Annotated in this window: 14 protein-coding genes, 1 pseudogene and 1 other annotated feature (1 of these 16 running past the window's edge); of the genes and pseudogenes, 6 read left to right on the top strand and 9 right to left on the bottom strand. The window is 53.3% G+C overall.

Annotated features, from left to right (window positions below; genetic code table 11):
- From UR504_RS10430 to ugd, 5 genes and pseudogenes are all read left to right on the top strand, one after another.
- A pseudogene (locus UR504_RS10430) lies at positions 1-596 on the top strand (hypothetical protein); the annotation flags it as partial.
- A gap of 6 nt (positions 597-602) precedes the next feature.
- Complete coding sequence (gene cpsB / locus UR504_RS10435; protein ID WP_210867535.1) at positions 603-2,030, top strand: mannose-1-phosphate guanyltransferase; 1,428 nt, start codon at positions 603-605, stop codon at positions 2,028-2,030.
- A gap of 67 nt (positions 2,031-2,097) precedes the next feature.
- Positions 2,098-3,468, top strand: a complete 1,371-nt coding sequence (gene cpsG / locus UR504_RS10440; RefSeq protein ID WP_274240324.1) for a colanic acid biosynthesis phosphomannomutase CpsG — start codon at positions 2,098-2,100, stop codon at positions 3,466-3,468.
- 167 nt (positions 3,469-3,635) lie between these two features.
- On the top strand, positions 3,636-5,042 hold the full coding sequence (gndA, locus tag UR504_RS10445; protein ID WP_028013772.1) for an NADP-dependent phosphogluconate dehydrogenase: 1,407 nt from the start codon (positions 3,636-3,638) through the stop codon (positions 5,040-5,042).
- Positions 5,043-5,268: 226 nt separating this feature from the next.
- Positions 5,269-6,435, top strand: a complete 1,167-nt coding sequence (gene ugd / locus UR504_RS10450) for a UDP-glucose 6-dehydrogenase (RefSeq protein WP_133294762.1) — start codon at positions 5,269-5,271, stop codon at positions 6,433-6,435.
- A gap of 48 nt (positions 6,436-6,483) precedes the next feature.
- Here the strand turns inward: ugd and UR504_RS10455 are convergent, their stop codons facing one another.
- Complete coding sequence (locus tag UR504_RS10455) at positions 6,484-7,488, bottom strand: NAD-dependent epimerase (RefSeq protein WP_302235153.1); 1,005 nt, start codon at positions 7,486-7,488, stop codon at positions 6,484-6,486.
- A 192-nt stretch (positions 7,489-7,680) separates the two neighbouring features.
- On the opposite strand from UR504_RS10455, the gene wzzB reads away from it, so the two are divergent.
- Entirely contained in the window at positions 7,681-8,661 is a 981-nt protein-coding gene (gene wzzB, locus UR504_RS10460; protein ID WP_182930939.1) for an LPS O-antigen chain length determinant protein WzzB, read from the top strand.
- A 39-nt stretch (positions 8,662-8,700) separates the two neighbouring features.
- On the opposite strand, the gene hisIE is transcribed toward wzzB, so the two are convergent.
- From hisIE to hisG, 8 genes are read right to left on the bottom strand one after another with little or no spacing between them, the layout of a single operon-like run.
- Positions 8,701-9,312, bottom strand: a complete 612-nt coding sequence (hisIE, locus tag UR504_RS10465; protein ID WP_271369707.1) for a bifunctional phosphoribosyl-AMP cyclohydrolase/phosphoribosyl-ATP diphosphatase HisIE — start codon at positions 9,310-9,312, stop codon at positions 8,701-8,703.
- On the bottom strand, positions 9,306-10,082 hold the full coding sequence (gene hisF, locus UR504_RS10470) for an imidazole glycerol phosphate synthase subunit HisF (RefSeq protein WP_111966136.1): 777 nt from the start codon (positions 10,080-10,082) through the stop codon (positions 9,306-9,308). Before hisF ends, hisIE begins: the two co-directional genes overlap by 7 nt.
- Entirely contained in the window at positions 10,064-10,801 is a 738-nt protein-coding gene (gene hisA, locus UR504_RS10475) for a 1-(5-phosphoribosyl)-5-[(5-phosphoribosylamino)methylideneamino]imidazole-4-carboxamide isomerase (protein WP_271369708.1), read from the bottom strand. Before hisA ends, hisF begins: the two co-directional genes overlap by 19 nt.
- Positions 10,801-11,391: an imidazole glycerol phosphate synthase subunit HisH gene (gene hisH / locus UR504_RS10480; protein WP_115875775.1), complete on the bottom strand. Its 591-nt coding sequence runs from the start codon at positions 11,389-11,391 to the stop codon at positions 10,801-10,803. Before hisH ends, hisA begins: the two co-directional genes overlap by 1 nt.
- Positions 11,391-12,458, bottom strand: a complete 1,068-nt coding sequence (gene hisB, locus UR504_RS10485; RefSeq protein ID WP_271369709.1) for a bifunctional histidinol-phosphatase/imidazoleglycerol-phosphate dehydratase HisB — start codon at positions 12,456-12,458, stop codon at positions 11,391-11,393. The genes hisH and hisB overlap by 1 nt, the downstream gene beginning before the upstream one ends.
- The gene (gene hisC, locus UR504_RS10490; RefSeq protein ID WP_115875773.1) at positions 12,455-13,516 is read right to left on the bottom strand and encodes a histidinol-phosphate transaminase; all 1,062 of its coding nucleotides are present in this window, start codon (positions 13,514-13,516) and stop codon (positions 12,455-12,457) included. Before hisC ends, hisB begins: the two co-directional genes overlap by 4 nt.
- Positions 13,513-14,817, bottom strand: a complete 1,305-nt coding sequence (gene hisD, locus UR504_RS10495; RefSeq protein WP_302235159.1) for a histidinol dehydrogenase — start codon at positions 14,815-14,817, stop codon at positions 13,513-13,515. Before hisD ends, hisC begins: the two co-directional genes overlap by 4 nt.
- Before the next feature lie 5 nt (positions 14,818-14,822).
- Complete coding sequence (gene hisG, locus UR504_RS10500) at positions 14,823-15,722, bottom strand: ATP phosphoribosyltransferase (protein ID WP_000886595.1); 900 nt, start codon at positions 15,720-15,722, stop codon at positions 14,823-14,825.
- Positions 15,723-15,767: 45 nt separating this feature from the next.
- Positions 15,768-15,842, bottom strand: a sequence feature (His leader region); it runs 49 nt beyond the window's last position.

Below are 15,842 nucleotides of genomic sequence, written 5' to 3' on the forward strand. Positions count from 1 at the left end.
GTCAAAAATATAAAATACCATACTTACCTCTATTTTATAATTCATGTCATCATGATGAACAACATGATCACGATAAAAAAATAATATTCGACTATTGCTTCATTGGTAGCTATCATGGTGATCGTGTAAATGTGCTTTCTCGTTTTTTAGGTCCTAAAAAAACAATCAAGTCTTATGTTAAGATATATTTCCAAAGTCGATTGCAGTACATTTTTTATTACCTCTTAAATCCCGCATTGCGTTCTTGTCCAAAAGAATGGGTAACTTTTAAACCAATCTCAAGAAAAAAACTAGAAGAAATTACTGCTGTAAGTCATCATACTATTGATATCCATCATCAGAAACAAACGGGTCTGACGATGCGTACATGGGAAACACTCCAAAGTAATAGCAAGCTCGTGACAACTAACCCAACAGTGCTGGCACATATTAATAGCCATAATGTTACGGTTATTGATCGAGATACAGGGCTTGAGTGGTCTACCGAGCAATGTGATAAATATATTAAAAATCTTATTAGTGAAGATGAACGTGTTAAAATTTCAGGATGTTTATCTTTATCTGAATGGGTTGATGCGTTGTTAACAAAGGGTTGATTATATATGAGTCTTTTTCCAGTAATTATGGCTGGGGGAGCAGGTAGTAGGTTGTGGCCGCGTTCTCGTGAGCTTTATCCGAAACAGTTTCTTTGTCTAACAGGGGAGCTGACTATGCTGCAAACAACCATTAATCGTCTTAATGGTATTGCATGTGAAAACCCGATTGTGATTTGTAACGAGCATCACCGTTTTATTGTTGCTGAGCAGTTGCGTCAGCTTGATAAACTAACTCAGAATATCATTCTTGAACCAACAGGAAGAAATACTGCTCCTGCTATAGCATTAGCTGCTCTAACCATTTTACGTACTACGCAGTCTGAGGATTCTCTTATTCTTGTTCTTGCTGCAGATCATGTCATCAAGAATGAAGATGCTTTTCGTCAAGCTGTTAGTAGTGCAATACCTCTTGCAGAGATGGGAAAGTTAGTCACATTTGGTATTGTTCCTAATCAACCTGAAACGGGGTACGGTTATATTCGTCGTGGTACATGCGTATCTGAAAATAACTTTAAATTTGCCTTTGATGTAGCTCAATTTGTTGAAAAACCCGATTTGGTTACGGCTAAGGAATATATTGCCAGTGGTGATTATTACTGGAATAGTGGCATGTTTTTGTTCAGCGCATCACGTTATTTGGAAGAGTTGGCGAAATTCCGACCTGATATATTGGCCGCTTGCGAAGAGGCAATCGCTGGCGTTGACCCTGATCTGGATTTTGTCAGGGTAGACGAACAGGCATTTCTGGCCTGTCCTGACGAGTCAATTGATTATGCCGTTATGGAAAAAACTGCTGATGCGGTGGTCGTGCCAATGAATGCAGGCTGGAGCGATGTTGGCTCCTGGTCTTCATTATGGGATATCAGTGATAAAGATCTCAGCGGCAATGTTCATCATGGCGATGTCATCAGCTATGCAACGGAAAATAGCTACGTCTACGCTGAGTCTGGCCTGGTGACTACGGTTGGGGTGAAAGATCTGGTGGTTGTCCAGACCAAAGACGCTGTGCTGATTGCCGATCGTAACGCCGTGCAGGACGTTAAAAAAGTGGTGGAGAAGATCAAGGCGGATGGCCGCCACGAGCACCACATTCACCGCGAAGTATACCGTCCGTGGGGCAAGTATGACTCGATCGATACGGGTAATGGGTATCAAGTGAAAAGACTGACTGTGAAGCCAGGTGAAGGATTGTCTTTACAGATGCATCATCACCGAGCTGAGCATTGGATTGTGGTTTCAGGTACTGCCCAGGTAACTTTGGGTGAGGAAGTGAAATTGCTCCGAGAAAATGAGTCTATCTATATCCCTCAGGGAGTTCGTCACTGCCTCGAAAATCCAGGAATAATACCTCTTAATATCATTGAAGTGCGTTCCGGAACGTATCTTGGAGAAGATGATATCGTTCGTTTTAAAGATCGCTACGGGCGAATCTGATTACCATTAATCCATGCCATTAACTACATATTTGAAATGGACATGATTCTCCGAAGGAGCGAAGCCTATGAAAAAATTAACCTGTTTTAAAGCCTACGATATTCGCGGCAGGCTGGGCGAAGAGCTGAATGAAGACATCGCGTGGCGCATTGGCCGCGCGTACGGCGAATACTTAAAACCGCAGACCATCGTGCTGGGCGGCGACGTGCGTCTGACCAGCGAATCCCTGAAGCTGGCCCTGGCGAAAGGGCTGCAGGATGCGGGTGTGGACGTGCTGGATATCGGCCTTTCCGGAACCGAAGAGATTTACTTTGCCACGTTCCACCTGGGCGTGGACGGCGGTATCGAAGTGACGGCCAGCCACAACCCGATGGACTACAACGGGATGAAGCTGGTGCGCAAGGGCGCCCGTCCTATCAGCGGCGACACCGGCCTGCGTGACGTGCAGCGCCTGGCGGAAGCCAACGATTTCCCGCCGGTGAACGAGGCGAAGCGCGGCAGCTACAAAAAAATCAACCTGCAGAAAGAGTACATCGACCACCTGCTGGGCTACATCAACGTGGCAAACCTGAAGCCGCTGAAGCTGGTGATTAACTCCGGCAACGGCGCGGCCGGCCCGGTTGTCGATGCCCTGGAAGCGCGCTTTAAGGCCCTGAACGTGCCGGTGACCTTCGTGAAAGTGCACAACACCCCGGACGGCAACTTCCCGAACGGTATTCCTAACCCGCTGCTGCCGGAGTGCCGCGACGACACCCGCAACGCGGTGATTGAGCACGGTGCGGACATGGGTATCGCCTTTGACGGTGATTTTGACCGCTGCTTCCTGTTCGACGAGAAAGGGCAGTTCATCGAGGGCTACTACATTGTCGGCCTGCTGGCGGAAGCGTTCCTCGAGAAAAACCCGGGCGCGAAAATCATTCATGACCCGCGCCTTTCCTGGAACACCGTCGACGTGGTGTCAGCGGCGGGCGGCACGCCGGTGATGTCCAAAACCGGTCACGCCTTCATCAAAGAGCGCATGCGCGAAGAAGACGCCATCTACGGCGGCGAGATGAGCGCCCACCACTACTTCCGTGACTTTGCCTACTGCGACAGCGGGATGATCCCGTGGCTGCTGGTGACCGAACTGCTGTGCCTGAAGGGACAGACGCTGGGCGAGCTGGTGCGCGACCGTATGGCGGCTTTCCCGGCGAGCGGGGAGATCAACAGCAAGCTGGCGGAGCCGGCCGAGGCGATTGCCCGCGTGGAGCAGCACTTTGCGATTCACGCGCTGGAAATTGACCGTACCGACGGCATCAGCATGGCGTTCCCGCAGTGGCGCTTTAACCTGCGCTCGTCCAATACCGAGCCGGTGGTGCGCCTGAACGTGGAGTCCCGCGCTGACACGGCGCTGATGGAAGAGAAGACGCAAGAAATTCTGGCTTTGCTCCGGAAGTGAGGGTCTGCCGCCAGCGTATATCTGGCGGCTTGACTGTACCTGGATTGTGCAATCAGTGTGACATAGATCAGCAAAAGCTATTCATGTCACCTAATACTGAGTTAACATCTCAACCACATTTCAAGCCGCGCATAAGCCGTGGTGACCACACCTGACAGGAGTATGTAATGTCCAAGCAACAGATCGGCGTTGTCGGTATGGCAGTGATGGGGCGCAACCTGGCGCTGAACATCGAAAGCCGTGGTTATACCGTCTCCGTTTTCAACCGCTCCCGTGATAAGACCGAAGAAGTCATTGCCGAGAACCCTGGCAAGAAACTGGTTCCTTTCTATACGGTGAAAGAGTTCGTTGAGTCTCTGGAAACGCCTCGTCGTATCCTGTTAATGGTGAAAGCTGGCGCAGGTACCGATGCAGCTATCGACTCCCTGAAGCCTTACCTCGAAAAAGGTGACATCATCATTGATGGCGGTAATACCTTCTTCCAGGACACCATTCGTCGTAATCGTGAACTTTCTGCTGAAGGCTTTAACTTCATCGGTACCGGTGTTTCCGGTGGTGAAGAGGGCGCTCTGAAAGGCCCATCCATCATGCCTGGCGGCCAGAAAGAAGCATACGAACTGGTTGCGCCTATTCTGACTAAAATCGCTGCTGTTGCAGAAGATGGCGAGCCGTGTGTGACTTATATCGGTCCTGACGGTGCCGGTCACTATGTGAAAATGGTGCATAACGGCATCGAATACGGCGACATGCAGCTGATTGCTGAAGCTTATTCCCTGCTGAAAGGCGGTCTTAACCTTTCTAACGAAGAGCTGGCTGAAACCTTTACCGAGTGGAACAAAGGCGAACTGAACAGCTACCTGATCGACATCACCAAAGATATCTTCACTAAAAAAGATGAAGAAGGTAAATACCTGGTTGATGTGATTCTGGACGAAGCAGCGAACAAAGGCACCGGTAAATGGACCAGCCAGAGCTCTCTGGATCTGGGCGAACCGCTGTCACTGATCACCGAATCCGTCTTCGCGCGTTACATCTCTTCCCTGAAAGAGCAGCGCGTTGCGGCATCTAAAGTGCTGTCTGGCCCTCAGGCTAAACCAGCGGGTGATAAAGCCGAATTCGTTGAAAAAGTGCGTCGTGCACTGTACCTGGGTAAAATCGTCTCTTACGCGCAGGGCTTCTCTCAGCTGCGTGCGGCATCAGACGAGAACAACTGGGATCTGAATTACGGTGAGATCGCGAAGATCTTCCGCGCGGGCTGCATCATTCGTGCGCAGTTCCTGCAGAAAATCACCGATGCCTATGCTGAAAACGCCGGTATCGCCAACCTGCTGCTGGCACCGTACTTCAAGAAAATTGCTGACGAATATCAGCAGGCGCTGCGTGATGTGGTTGCCTACGCTGTCCAGAACGGTATCCCGGTTCCGACCTTCTCTGCTGCAGTAGCCTACTACGACAGCTACCGTGCGGCTGTTCTGCCAGCTAACCTGATTCAGGCACAGCGTGACTACTTCGGTGCGCATACTTACAAACGTACCGATAAAGAAGGCGTGTTCCATACCGAATGGATGGAATAAGTTAACTTACTCGCTGTCATCAAAACCCGGAGCCTGTCTCCGGGTTTTTTTATGCAAAAAATGTCGCCTGTTATTCGAAGTAGTCTGAATCTCGCCCCGCTCGTAGTGATTACTCCTGGTTTGCCTTGACAGTTCAGTTTGCCAGGAGGTACAAAGCCCAACAGTTATGTTTATCGCGATGGTCTGGTGGCCATCAGTACAGTTAACTCACAGAAGTCATTAGCGAATGAAAATAACAATCTCCGGAACAGGGTATGTCGGTCTTTCTAACGGCATTCTGATTGCCCAGAATCATGAAGTGGTTGCGCTGGATATCGTGCAGGCCAAAGTGGATATGCTCAATCAGAAAAAATCGCCGATTGTGGATAAAGAAATCCAGGACTATCTCAGCAATAAATCGCTGAATTTCCGCGCCACGACAGATAAAGAAGATGCATACCGCGATGCGGATTACGTCATCATTGCGACGCCTACTGACTACGATCCTAAAACCAACTATTTCAACACCTCAACGGTAGAAGCGGTAATCAAAGACGTTATCGCGATCAACCCTGATGCGGTGATGGTGATTAAATCGACCATCCCTGTCGGTTTTACCAAATCCATTAAAGAAAAATTCGGTATTGATAATATCTTCTTCTCGCCGGAATTCCTGCGTGAGGGGAGAGCGCTTTACGATAACCTGCATCCTTCGCGTATCGTTATTGGCGAACGTTCTGAGCGCGCTGAACGTTTTGCTGCGTTGCTACAGGAAGGGGCGCTGAAGAAAGATATTCAGGTGCTGTTTACCGACTCCACTGAAGCTGAGGCGATCAAGCTCTTCGCGAATACCTATCTGGCAATGCGAGTGGCTTATTTCAATGAACTGGACAGCTACGCAGAGAGCCTCGGACTGAATACCCGTCAGATTATTGAAGGGGTATGTCTCGACCCACGCATTGGCAACCACTATAACAACCCGTCATTTGGCTACGGTGGCTATTGCCTGCCAAAAGACACTAAGCAACTGCTGGCAAACTATCAGGCGGTGCCGAATAATCTCATTTCGGCGATTGTTGATGCGAACCGTACCCGTAAAGATTTCATCTCTGACTCCATCCTCGCGCGTCAACCCAAAGTGGTGGGCGTATATCGTCTGATCATGAAGAGCGGTTCCGATAATTTCCGCGCCTCTTCTATTCAGGGGATCATGAAGCGCATTAAAGCCAAAGGGGTTGAGGTTATCATCTATGAGCCTGCCATGCCGGACGATCAGTTCTTCAATTCTCGTGTGATCCGCGACCTGGATGCATTCAAGAAAGAAGCCGATGTCATCATTTCAAACCGCATGGCTGAAGAACTGGCTGACGTAGCAGACAAAGTCTATACCCGAGATCTCTTCGGTAGCGACTAATTCTCTTGCTCCATAAAAAACCCGGCGGATAAGCCGGGTTTTTTATTTTCAGACTTTGTAAAACTCGCGGTACCAGTTAACGAAGTTTTTCACTCCATCCTTAACCGAGGTTTGCGGTTTAAATCCGATCACCTCATAAAGAGCCTGGGTATCGGCACTGGTCTCCAGAACATCCCCTGGCTGGAGAGGCAGCATGTTTTTCTCTGCTTTTGTACCCAGTGCTTCTTCCAACGCGGTAATGTAGTCCATAAGTTCGACCGGCGAGCTGTTACCAATGTTGTAAACGCGATACGGCGCGGAGCTGGTCGCCGGGGAACCGGTCTCAACGGTCCAGTCTGCATTAGCCTGAGGAATGACATCCTGCAGACGAATAATGGCTTCGGCGATGTCGTCGATGTATGTGAAGTCGCGCTTCATTTTGCCGTAGTTGTAAACGTCGATGCTTTTGCCTTCAATCATCGCTTTGGTGAATTTAAACAGTGCCATATCCGGACGGCCCCATGGACCATACACGGTAAAGAAGCGCAGCCCGGTGGTCGGCAAGTTGTAAAGATGCGAATAGGTGTGCGACATCAACTCGTTGGCTTTTTTAGTCGCGGCATAGAGCGAGACCGGATGATCCACGGAGTCGTCAGTGGAGAAAGGCATCTTGCGGTTGAGACCGTATACGGAGCTCGACGAGGCATACAGAAGATGCTGAACATTGTTATGGCGACAGCCTTCCAGCACGTTGAGATGCCCAATAAGGTTGGCATCAGCATACGCGTGCGGGTTTTCCAGGGAGTAACGCACACCCGCCTGCGCGGCAAGTTGAATCACACGGTCAAACTTCTCAGCCGCGAAAAGCGTGGCCATACCTTCCCGGTCGGCTAATTCCAGCTTGTGAAAGGTGAAACGCTCAGATTTTAACAGTTCCAGGCGTGCCAGCTTCAGGTTGACATCGTAGTATTCATTGAGGTTATCGATACCGACAACCTGATGACCAGCCTCAAGGAGGCGTTTACTGACATTCGCACCGATAAAACCTGCGGCACCCGTGACCAAAAATTTCATAGCTTCCCTCATAAACCCTATTCTTTAGATGCCGTAACGCATCACATGGCATCTATGATAGCGCGAAGGGGGTTGTTTACATAACCCATCTTTCCGATATTACTCATCGGATTCTTATAGAAAAATCGCCAGTAATCGTTAAACTATACAAACTTAATTATGTTTGCCCTTTTTTTATCAGTTAGGGATTGTATGACGCAAAACAATAATAGCCAGGTCATCCGAAGCAATGATCCTGAGCAAATTGATTTACTTGATTTAGTGTTCCAGCTGTGGCGTGGGAAGTGGGTGATAGCAGCCTTTGTTGTTGTTTGTATCGCCCTGGCAATTGGATATATCTCTGTCGCAAAGGAAAAATGGACCTCAAGTGCGATTATTACGCAACCAGATGCGGCTCAGATTGCCAGCTATTCTAATGCGTTAAATATCCTGTATGGTACCGCAGCACCTACAATGGTTGACAACCAAACGCGCGCAATTGGCCGTTTTAACGCCTCATTCTCGGCATTGTCACAGGCGCTCGAAAATCAGGCTGTGCCTGAAAAACTTATCATTGAGTCAACGGTTAAAGGGCAGCCGCTCCCGTTAAGTGTCTCTTATACCAGTACTTCTGCAGACGCTGCGCAAAAGCAGCTGGCGCAGTTCATTCAGCAGGTTGATGAGCAAACAGCTAAAGAGCTCGCCGCTGACCTTAATGACAATATTAAGGAGCAGATCAAGACCCTGAAGGATTCTCTGAAAAACCAGGAGAGGGTAGCTCAGGAGCAAAAAGATCTGCGTATAAAACAGATTGCTGAGGCGTTGAAGAACGCAGAAGCGGCAAAAATTACCTCGCCGCAGCTTCAGCAAACCCAGGAAGTGACTCAGGAAACGATGTTCCTGCTGGGAAGTGAGGGGCTGAAATCAATGATTGACAACGAAGCTTCTCTCCCGTTGGTCTTCCCAAGAGCCTATTATCAGACCAGGCGAAATCTACTGGACATCCAGAATCTGAACGTAAACCCGGAAACGATCCACGTTTACCGTTATGTTATGAAGCCGGAACTCCCTGTACGTCGTGACAGCCCGAAAAATGCGATAGTTCTAATTCTGGCCGTGCTGCTGGGTGGAATAATTGGTTCTGGAGTGGTGCTTGGCCGCAACGCATTGCGCAACTACAAACCAAAAGCCTGATTTGCAGATAAAAAAAACCGGGGATATTCCCCGGTTTTTTTATTTGTGCCGTTTGCGAAGATTTTCAATCACCGCCGTCAAATCCAGCTCCTGATCCTGCAGCAGCACCAGCAGGTGATACATCAGGTCCGATGCCTCATTCGTCAGCTCCTCGCGGTCATGCACCGTCGCGGCCAGCGCGGTTTCCACGCCTTCTTCACCCACCTTCTGCGCAATACGCTTGGTTCCGCTGGCGTACAGCTTCGCGGTATACGAACTTTCAGGGTCAGCCGTTTTACGCTCTGCCAGCAGCTGTTCCAGTTGATACAGGAACAACCACTGGTGGCTCGCCTCGCCGAAGCAGCTGCTTGTGCCCTTATGGCAGGTTGGGCCGATTGGGTTTGCCAGCACCAGCAGGGTGTCGTTATCGCAGTCTGGCGTAATGCTCACTGCATTCAGGAAATGACCCGAGGTCTCGCCTTTGGTCCACAGGCGCTGTTTCGTGCGGGAGTAGAAGGTCACTTTGCCGCTGCCGAGCGTTTTCGCCAGCGCGTCCTGGTTCATATACCCCAGCATCAGCACTTCGCCTGAGACGGCATGCTGGACAACCACCGGCAGTAATCCGTCCGTTTTTTCCCAGTCCAGCTGCGCCTGTTGTTGCTCTGTTAACATACCCTGATCTCCACGCCCTGGTCGGCCAGGTACGTTTTTAACTCACCAATATTAATAATCTGCTTGTGGAACACGGAAGCGGCCAGCGCGCCGTCCACGTTCGCATCGCGGAAGGCTTCCAGGAAATGTTCCATGGTGCCCGCGCCGCCGGAGGCAATCAGCGGAACGTGGCAGACCTCACGAACTTTTTTCAGCTGTTCGAGGTCATACCCGTTACGCACGCCATCCTGATTCATCATGTTGAGGACAATCTCGCCAGCGCCACGCTTTTGCACTTCCTGCACCCAGTCGAGCGTTTCCCACTGCGTCACGCGCGTGCGGCTTTCATCCCCCGTGTACTGGTTGACGTGATACTTGCCCGTTGCGGCGTCATACCAGGTGTCGATCCCGACCACAATACACTGCACGCCAAAACGATCGGCGAGGCGGGTAATGAGCTCCGGGTCGGCCAGGGCAGGGGAGTTGATGGAAATCTTGTCGGCGCCAAACGAGAGAATTTTGGCGGCGTCGTCAGCGGACTTAATTCCGCCCGCCACGCAGAACGGAATGTCGATCACTTCCGCCACGCGTTCCACCCAGCTTTTGTCGACCACGCGGCCATCGCTGGACGCGGTAATATCGTAGAACACCAGCTCGTCTGCGCCTTCATCAGCATAGCGTTTTGCCAGCGGAACGATGTCGCCAATGATCTCGTGGTTGCGGAACTGCACGCCTTTCACGACCTGGCCGTCACGTACGTCCAGGCAAGGGATTATCCGTTTTGCCAGCATTGAATAGCCTCCGTCACAGTAAATTTACCTTCCAGCAGAGCCCGGCCCACAATCACACCCTGCACACCGGTACCGCGCAGCGCGGCTACGTCGCCTATATCACCGATACCGCCGGAAGACTGGAACGCTATCTGCGGATAACGCGCACAAACCTCTTCATAAAGCGAGACGTTGGAGCCAGCCAGCGTGCCGTCGCGGGAGATGTCAGTGCATAACACGTGCTTCAGGCCAACGGGCAGATAGATATCAACCAGCTCTTCCAGCGTCACGCCGGAGTTTTCCTGCCAGCCGCTGACGGCCACCTGCTTGTTGTCCTGTTCGTCAATACGCACGTCCAGCGCCAGTACAAGGGCGTCGGCGCCAAAGCGGCGGAACCAGCCCTTCACCGTCTCAGGATCTTTCACGGCGGTTGAACCTACCACCACGCGGGCCACGCCAGCGTCCAGCAGCGCCGCGACGTCATCTTCCGTACGCACGCCGCCGCCAACCTGTACCGGCACATCAACACCCGCAATAAGTTGTTTAAGCAGCGGGATCTGGCGTTTCGCCGGGTCTTTCGCGCCAGTCAAATCCACAAGATGCAGTACCTGCGCACCCTGGGCGGCATAATCCTGCAGACGCGGCAGCGGATCGTTTCCGTAGTCTCGCTGCTGCCCGTAATCACCCTGATGCAGACGGACAACCGTACCGTCAATTAAATCTAACGCGGGAATAATCATCACATCTCCAGGAAGTTTTTCAGCAGCTGCGCGCCCGCGGCGCCAGAGCGCTCCGGGTGAAACTGCACGCCGAAGAAATTATCTTTCTGTACGGCTGCCGTAAACGCCTCGCCGTAAGTGCACTGGGCGATCGTATTCACGTTCACCGGCATGGCGTAGCTGTGCACGAAGTAAAAATACGCGCCGTCTTCGATGCCGCGAAACAGCCTGTCGCCCGCTTTGGCGTACACGCGGTTCCAGCCCATATGCGGCAGAGGCAGACCGTGATCAGTCATTTTCGGCACGTCTTCGTCAATAATGCCCAGCAGGTCAACGCCGTTATTCTCTTCGCTGCGGCGGCCCAGGATCTGCATGCCCAGGCATATGCCCAGCACCGGCTGGGTACAGGCCTTGATCAGATCGATCAGATCGCGTTCGCGAATCTGATCCATTGCAGCCTGCGCGGTACCTACGCCCGGTAAAAAGAGTTTGTCGGCTCGCAGCACCACGTCCGGGTCACGGCTCACCGCCGGCTCGTAGCCGTGGCGCGCAATGGCCGATTTTACGGAGTTAAGGTTGGCGCATCCGGTATCCAGAATCACCACATTCATTACAGCACTCCTTTTGATGAGGGCAGGGCGTCACCTTCCACGCGAATTGCCTGGCGCAGGGTACGACCAAAGGCTTTGAAGAGACTCTCAACGCGGTGGTGGTCGTTCTTACCTTTGGTCTTCAGGTGCAGCGTCAGGCCCATGGTATAAGACAATGAACGGAAGAAGTGCTCCACCATTTCAGTGCTCAGATCGCCCACGCGCTGGTAATTGAAGTCTGCTTTATATTCCAGGTGCGGGCGACCGGAGATGTCCATGGCGCAGCGCGCCAGACACTCGTCCATCGGCAGGACAAAGCCAAAACGGTTGATGCCGCGTTTATCACCGAGCGCAAGCTTCAGTGCTTCACCCAGCGCCAGGCCGGTATCTTCCACGGTGTGGTGATCGTCAATGTAGAGATCGCCTTTTACCGTAATTTCCATGCGGAAACCGCCGTGGGTGGCAATCTGGTCGAGCATGTGGTCGAAGAAACCTACTCCAGTGTGGATCTTGCTGCCGCCTTCGCGGTCCAGCCAGATCTTCACATCAATCTGCGTCTCTTTAGTGTTACGTTCAACGTGCGAGTAGCGGTCGCGTTTTGTCAGCTGCTCGCCAATCATCGTCCAGTTCAGGTTGTTGCGGTCGTATCGCAGTCCCGCGATGCCCATGTTTTCCGCCAGCGTAATATCGGTGATGCGATCGCCGATAACATAGCTGTTGGTTTTATCCAGCGCATCTTCAGCCAGGTAGCGCTCAACCAGCTTCACCTTTGGCTTACGGCAGTCGCACTCGTCGGCCGGCATGTGCGGGCAAATCAGCACCTCATCAAATACCACGCCCTGAGAGGTCAGCACCTGCATCATTAAATTATGCGGGCCGTCAAAGTCTGCCTGCGGGAAGCTGTCGGTACCCAGACCGTCCTGATTGGTGATCATCACCAGCCTGTATCCGGCTTTTTGCAGCTTGAGCAGCACCGGGATCACGTCCGGTTCAAAGGCCAGCTTGTCGAATCGATCGACCTGAAAATCGGCTGGTGGCTCCGAAATAAGGGTGCCGTCACGATCGATAAAAAGGATCTTCTGGGTCATACTTTCTCCGCTTTCAGGGCGTCAATTACGCGCTGGCTCTCTGCGCGGGTGCCGACGGTAATGCGCAGGCACCCGCTCAGAGAAGGTTGTTTATTCTGGTCTCGTAAGATAATGCCCTGATCCCATAAAGATTTAAATACGGCACTCGATGCGGTGAAGCGTACCAGGATGTAGTTGGTTTCCGAGTCGAACACCTGCTCCACGCACGGGATATCCTTCAGGGCAGTCACCAGATACTGACGTTCCTCCAGGATTTGCGCCACGCGCTCGCGCATCGCGTTGATCCCCTGAGGCGTCAGCGCCTGTGCCGCAATATCGGCTACCGGCGTCGAGAGGGGGTACGGAGCGATCACCTTCAGCAGCAGGTCGATGACCTCTTTATTCGCCAGCGTAAAGCCGCAGCGCAGGCCCGCAAGGGCGAAAGCCTTCGACAGCGTACGCAGCACCACCAGGTGCGGATACTCTTCCAGCCAGCCAGCCAGCGTCGCCTGCGGGCAGAACTCGATATAGGCTTCGTCGGCCACCACCAGCGCTTTACCGCGCGTCATCTCCAGCAGGGTGCGGATATCCTGCGGGTTAATAATCTGCCCGGTCGGGTTGTTTGGACTGCAGACAAAGACGACTTTAACGCCCTCAAGATTGTCGGCAATGCCCTGCAGATCCAGCTGCCAGTTCTCCAGTGAGAGCACGTTGCGGCACGCCACGCCGAAGGTTTCCGCGCTGACGCTGTACATGCCGTAGGTCGGCTGGCAGTACATGACGGCGTCTTTGCCCGGCTCGCAGAACGCGCGGATCAGCAGCTCAATACCCTCATCCGCGCCGCGGCTGACCAGCACCTGATCTGGCTTCACGCCAGCATACTGCGCGTAGTTTTCGATTACCGCCTTCGGCTGACACTCCGGATAACGGTTCAGCGTTTGCTGCGACAGCTCAAACTGCACCGCAGTCGGGAATTCGTTAGCATTCAGCCAGACATCCCCTTTGCCGCCCAGACGACGCGCAGACTGGTAAGGCGTCAGGCGACGGACATTTTCGCGGGCTAATTCTTCAATGTTCATGCTTGCTCCTTCAGGGCTGCAACGCGCAGCGTAACGGCATTTTTGTGGGCGGTCAGGCGCTCGGCGGCAGCCAGGGTTTCAATGGTCGAGGCCAGTGAGGCAAACCCTTCGCGGGAGAGTTCCTGCACGGTCATGCGCTTCTGGAAATCCGCCAGGCCGAGGCTGGAACAGGTTGAGGTGTAGCCGTACGTGGGCAGCACGTGGTTGGTGCCGGAGGCGTAATCGCCCGCTGACTCCGGTGACCAGTCGCCGAGGAACACCGAGCCCGCGCTGGTAATGCTGTCGACCAGATCGCGCGCGTTGCGGGTCTGAATGATCAGGTGCTCCGGACCGTACTGGTTGGAGATGGCAATACACTGCTCCAGATCGCGCGCCACAATCAGGCGGCTGGCCGCTAACGCCTGGCGTGCCGTTTCGGCGCGAGGCAGGTCGGCAAGCTGACGCTCAACGGCTTCGCCCACGCGTTTTGCCATATTGGCGTCCGGCGTCAGCAGGATGACCTGCGAGTCCGGGCCGTGTTCCGCCTGTGAAAGCAGGTCGGATGCCACGAAATTCGGCGTTGCGCCGCTGTCGGCAATCACCAGCACCTCAGACGGGCCGGCAGGCATATCGATGGCCGCGCCGTCCAGACGCTGGCTGACCTGGCGCTTGGCTTCGGTCACATACGCATTGCCCGGACCAAAGATTTTGTCGACCTGCGGAATGGATTCCGTGCCGAACGCCAGGGCAGAAATCGCCTGCGCGCCACCCACTTTATAGACCGCCTGCACGCCGCACAGCTTCGCCGCGTAGAGGATCTCGTCGGCAATCGGTGGCGGCGAGCACAGCACCACTTTCTGACACCCGGCAATCCGCGCGGGAGTTGCCAGCATCAGTACGGTGGAGAAAAGCGGCGCAGAGCCGCCGGGAATATAGAGGCCGACGGAGGCAACCGGGCGGGTTACCTGCTGGCAACGCACGCCGGGCAGGGTTTCGACATCTACGGTCTGCAGCTTCTGCGCGGTGTGGAATGTATCAATGTTTTTCACCGCAACAGCCATTGCCTGCTTGATGTCGTCACCCAGACGATTGCTGGCATCAATGATTTCCTGCTCGGTAACCTGTAATGCGCCGACTTCCGTCTTATCAAACTTCGCACTGTATTCACGCAGCGCGTCATCGCCACGGGCTTTGACGTTATCCAGGATTTCTGCCACTGTGAGCGAGATGCTTTCAGAGGCGGAAATCGCCGGGCGCATCAGGAGCTCGCGCTGCCGTGCGTCGCTACAGGTATTCCAGTCGATGATTGTGTTAAAGCTCATGGCCATTACTCCATCATCTTCTCAATCGGCAGCACCAGGATGGAGCTTGCACCCAGCGCCTTCAGTTTTTCCATGGTTTCCCAGAACAGGGTTTCGCTGCTCACCATGTGCATCGCCACGCGCTGCTGATCGCCCGCCAGCGGCAGGATGGTTGGGCGCTCGGCGCCCGGCAGCAGGGCAATCACTTCATCCAGGCGCTCGGTTGGGGCGTGCATCATGATGTATTTGGATTCACGCGCCTGAATGACGCCCTGAATGCGGGTCAGCAGCTTGTCAATCAGCTGCTGCTTGGCATCCGCCATCTCCCCGTCGCGCTGAATCAGGCACGCTTTGGAGCGGTAGATCACTTCCACTTCGCGCAGGCCGTTCGCTTCCAGCGTCGCGCCGGTAGAGACCAGGTCACAGATGGCGTCCGCCAGACCCGCACGCGGCGCCACTTCAACGGAGCCGTTCAGCAGGCAGGATTTAAACTGCACGCCTTTCTGATCCAGATAACGCTTTAACAGGTGAGGGTAGGAGGTGGCAATACGTTTGCCGTTCAGCGCGGCCGGACCGTCCCAGGCTTCATCAACCGGCGTTGCCAGCGACAGGCGGCAGCCGCCGAAGTCCAGACGACGCAGGGTGAAGTAACGCGGATCTTCGCCCTGCGCGCGGCGGGTCAGCAGCTCTTCTTCCAGCACGTTTTCCCCGATGATGCCGAGGTCAACGACGCCATCCATGACCAGGCCGGGAATATCGTCATCACGCACGCGCAGAATGTCGATGGGCATGTTTTCAGCCAGAGCAATCAGGCGCTGGGTGTGCAGGTTAATTTTAATCCCGCAGCGGGCCAGCAGTTCGCGTGAATCGTCACTCAAACGGCCTGATTTTTGAATAGCTATGCGTAAACGTGAGTTATCTAACATTCTTTATTCCTCGTTAACCTGTTTTAACCTGTCTGAATTCGGTCCAAAAAAAAGCCCCCGGAAGAAGATCTTCCGGGGGCTTTTTCATGCGTTCATGCACCACTGGAAGATCCAAACGTC

Source organism: Enterobacter sp. 241F3 (genome assembly GCF_034106785.1).
GTDB lineage: Bacteria > Pseudomonadota > Gammaproteobacteria > Enterobacterales > Enterobacteriaceae > Enterobacter > Enterobacter vonholyi.

Coding starts and splice junctions, on each gene's coding strand:
- cpsB (WP_210867535.1), top strand. CDS start 603: ATGAGTCTTTTTCCAGTAATTATGGCTGGGGGAGCAGGTAGTAGGTTG.
- hisD (WP_302235159.1), bottom strand. CDS start 14,817: ATGAGCTTTAACACAATCATCGACTGGAATACCTGTAGCGACGCACGG.
- cpsG (WP_274240324.1), top strand. CDS start 2,098: ATGAAAAAATTAACCTGTTTTAAAGCCTACGATATTCGCGGCAGGCTG.
- wzzB (WP_182930939.1), top strand. CDS start 7,681: ATGACGCAAAACAATAATAGCCAGGTCATCCGAAGCAATGATCCTGAG.
- hisIE (WP_271369707.1), bottom strand. CDS start 9,312: ATGTTAACAGAGCAACAACAGGCGCAGCTGGACTGGGAAAAAACGGAC.
- gndA (WP_028013772.1), top strand. CDS start 3,636: ATGTCCAAGCAACAGATCGGCGTTGTCGGTATGGCAGTGATGGGGCGC.
- hisA (WP_271369708.1), bottom strand. CDS start 10,801: ATGATTATTCCCGCGTTAGATTTAATTGACGGTACGGTTGTCCGTCTG.
- hisB (WP_271369709.1), bottom strand. CDS start 12,458: ATGACCCAGAAGATCCTTTTTATCGATCGTGACGGCACCCTTATTTCG.
- hisF (WP_111966136.1), bottom strand. CDS start 10,082: ATGCTGGCAAAACGGATAATCCCTTGCCTGGACGTACGTGACGGCCAG.
- hisC (WP_115875773.1), bottom strand. CDS start 13,516: ATGAACATTGAAGAATTAGCCCGCGAAAATGTCCGTCGCCTGACGCCT.
- hisG (WP_000886595.1), bottom strand. CDS start 15,722: ATGTTAGATAACTCACGTTTACGCATAGCTATTCAAAAATCAGGCCGT.
- UR504_RS10455 (WP_302235153.1), bottom strand. CDS start 7,488: ATGAAATTTTTGGTCACGGGTGCCGCAGGTTTTATCGGTGCGAATGTC.
- ugd (WP_133294762.1), top strand. CDS start 5,269: ATGAAAATAACAATCTCCGGAACAGGGTATGTCGGTCTTTCTAACGGC.
- hisH (WP_115875775.1), bottom strand. CDS start 11,391: ATGAATGTGGTGATTCTGGATACCGGATGCGCCAACCTTAACTCCGTA.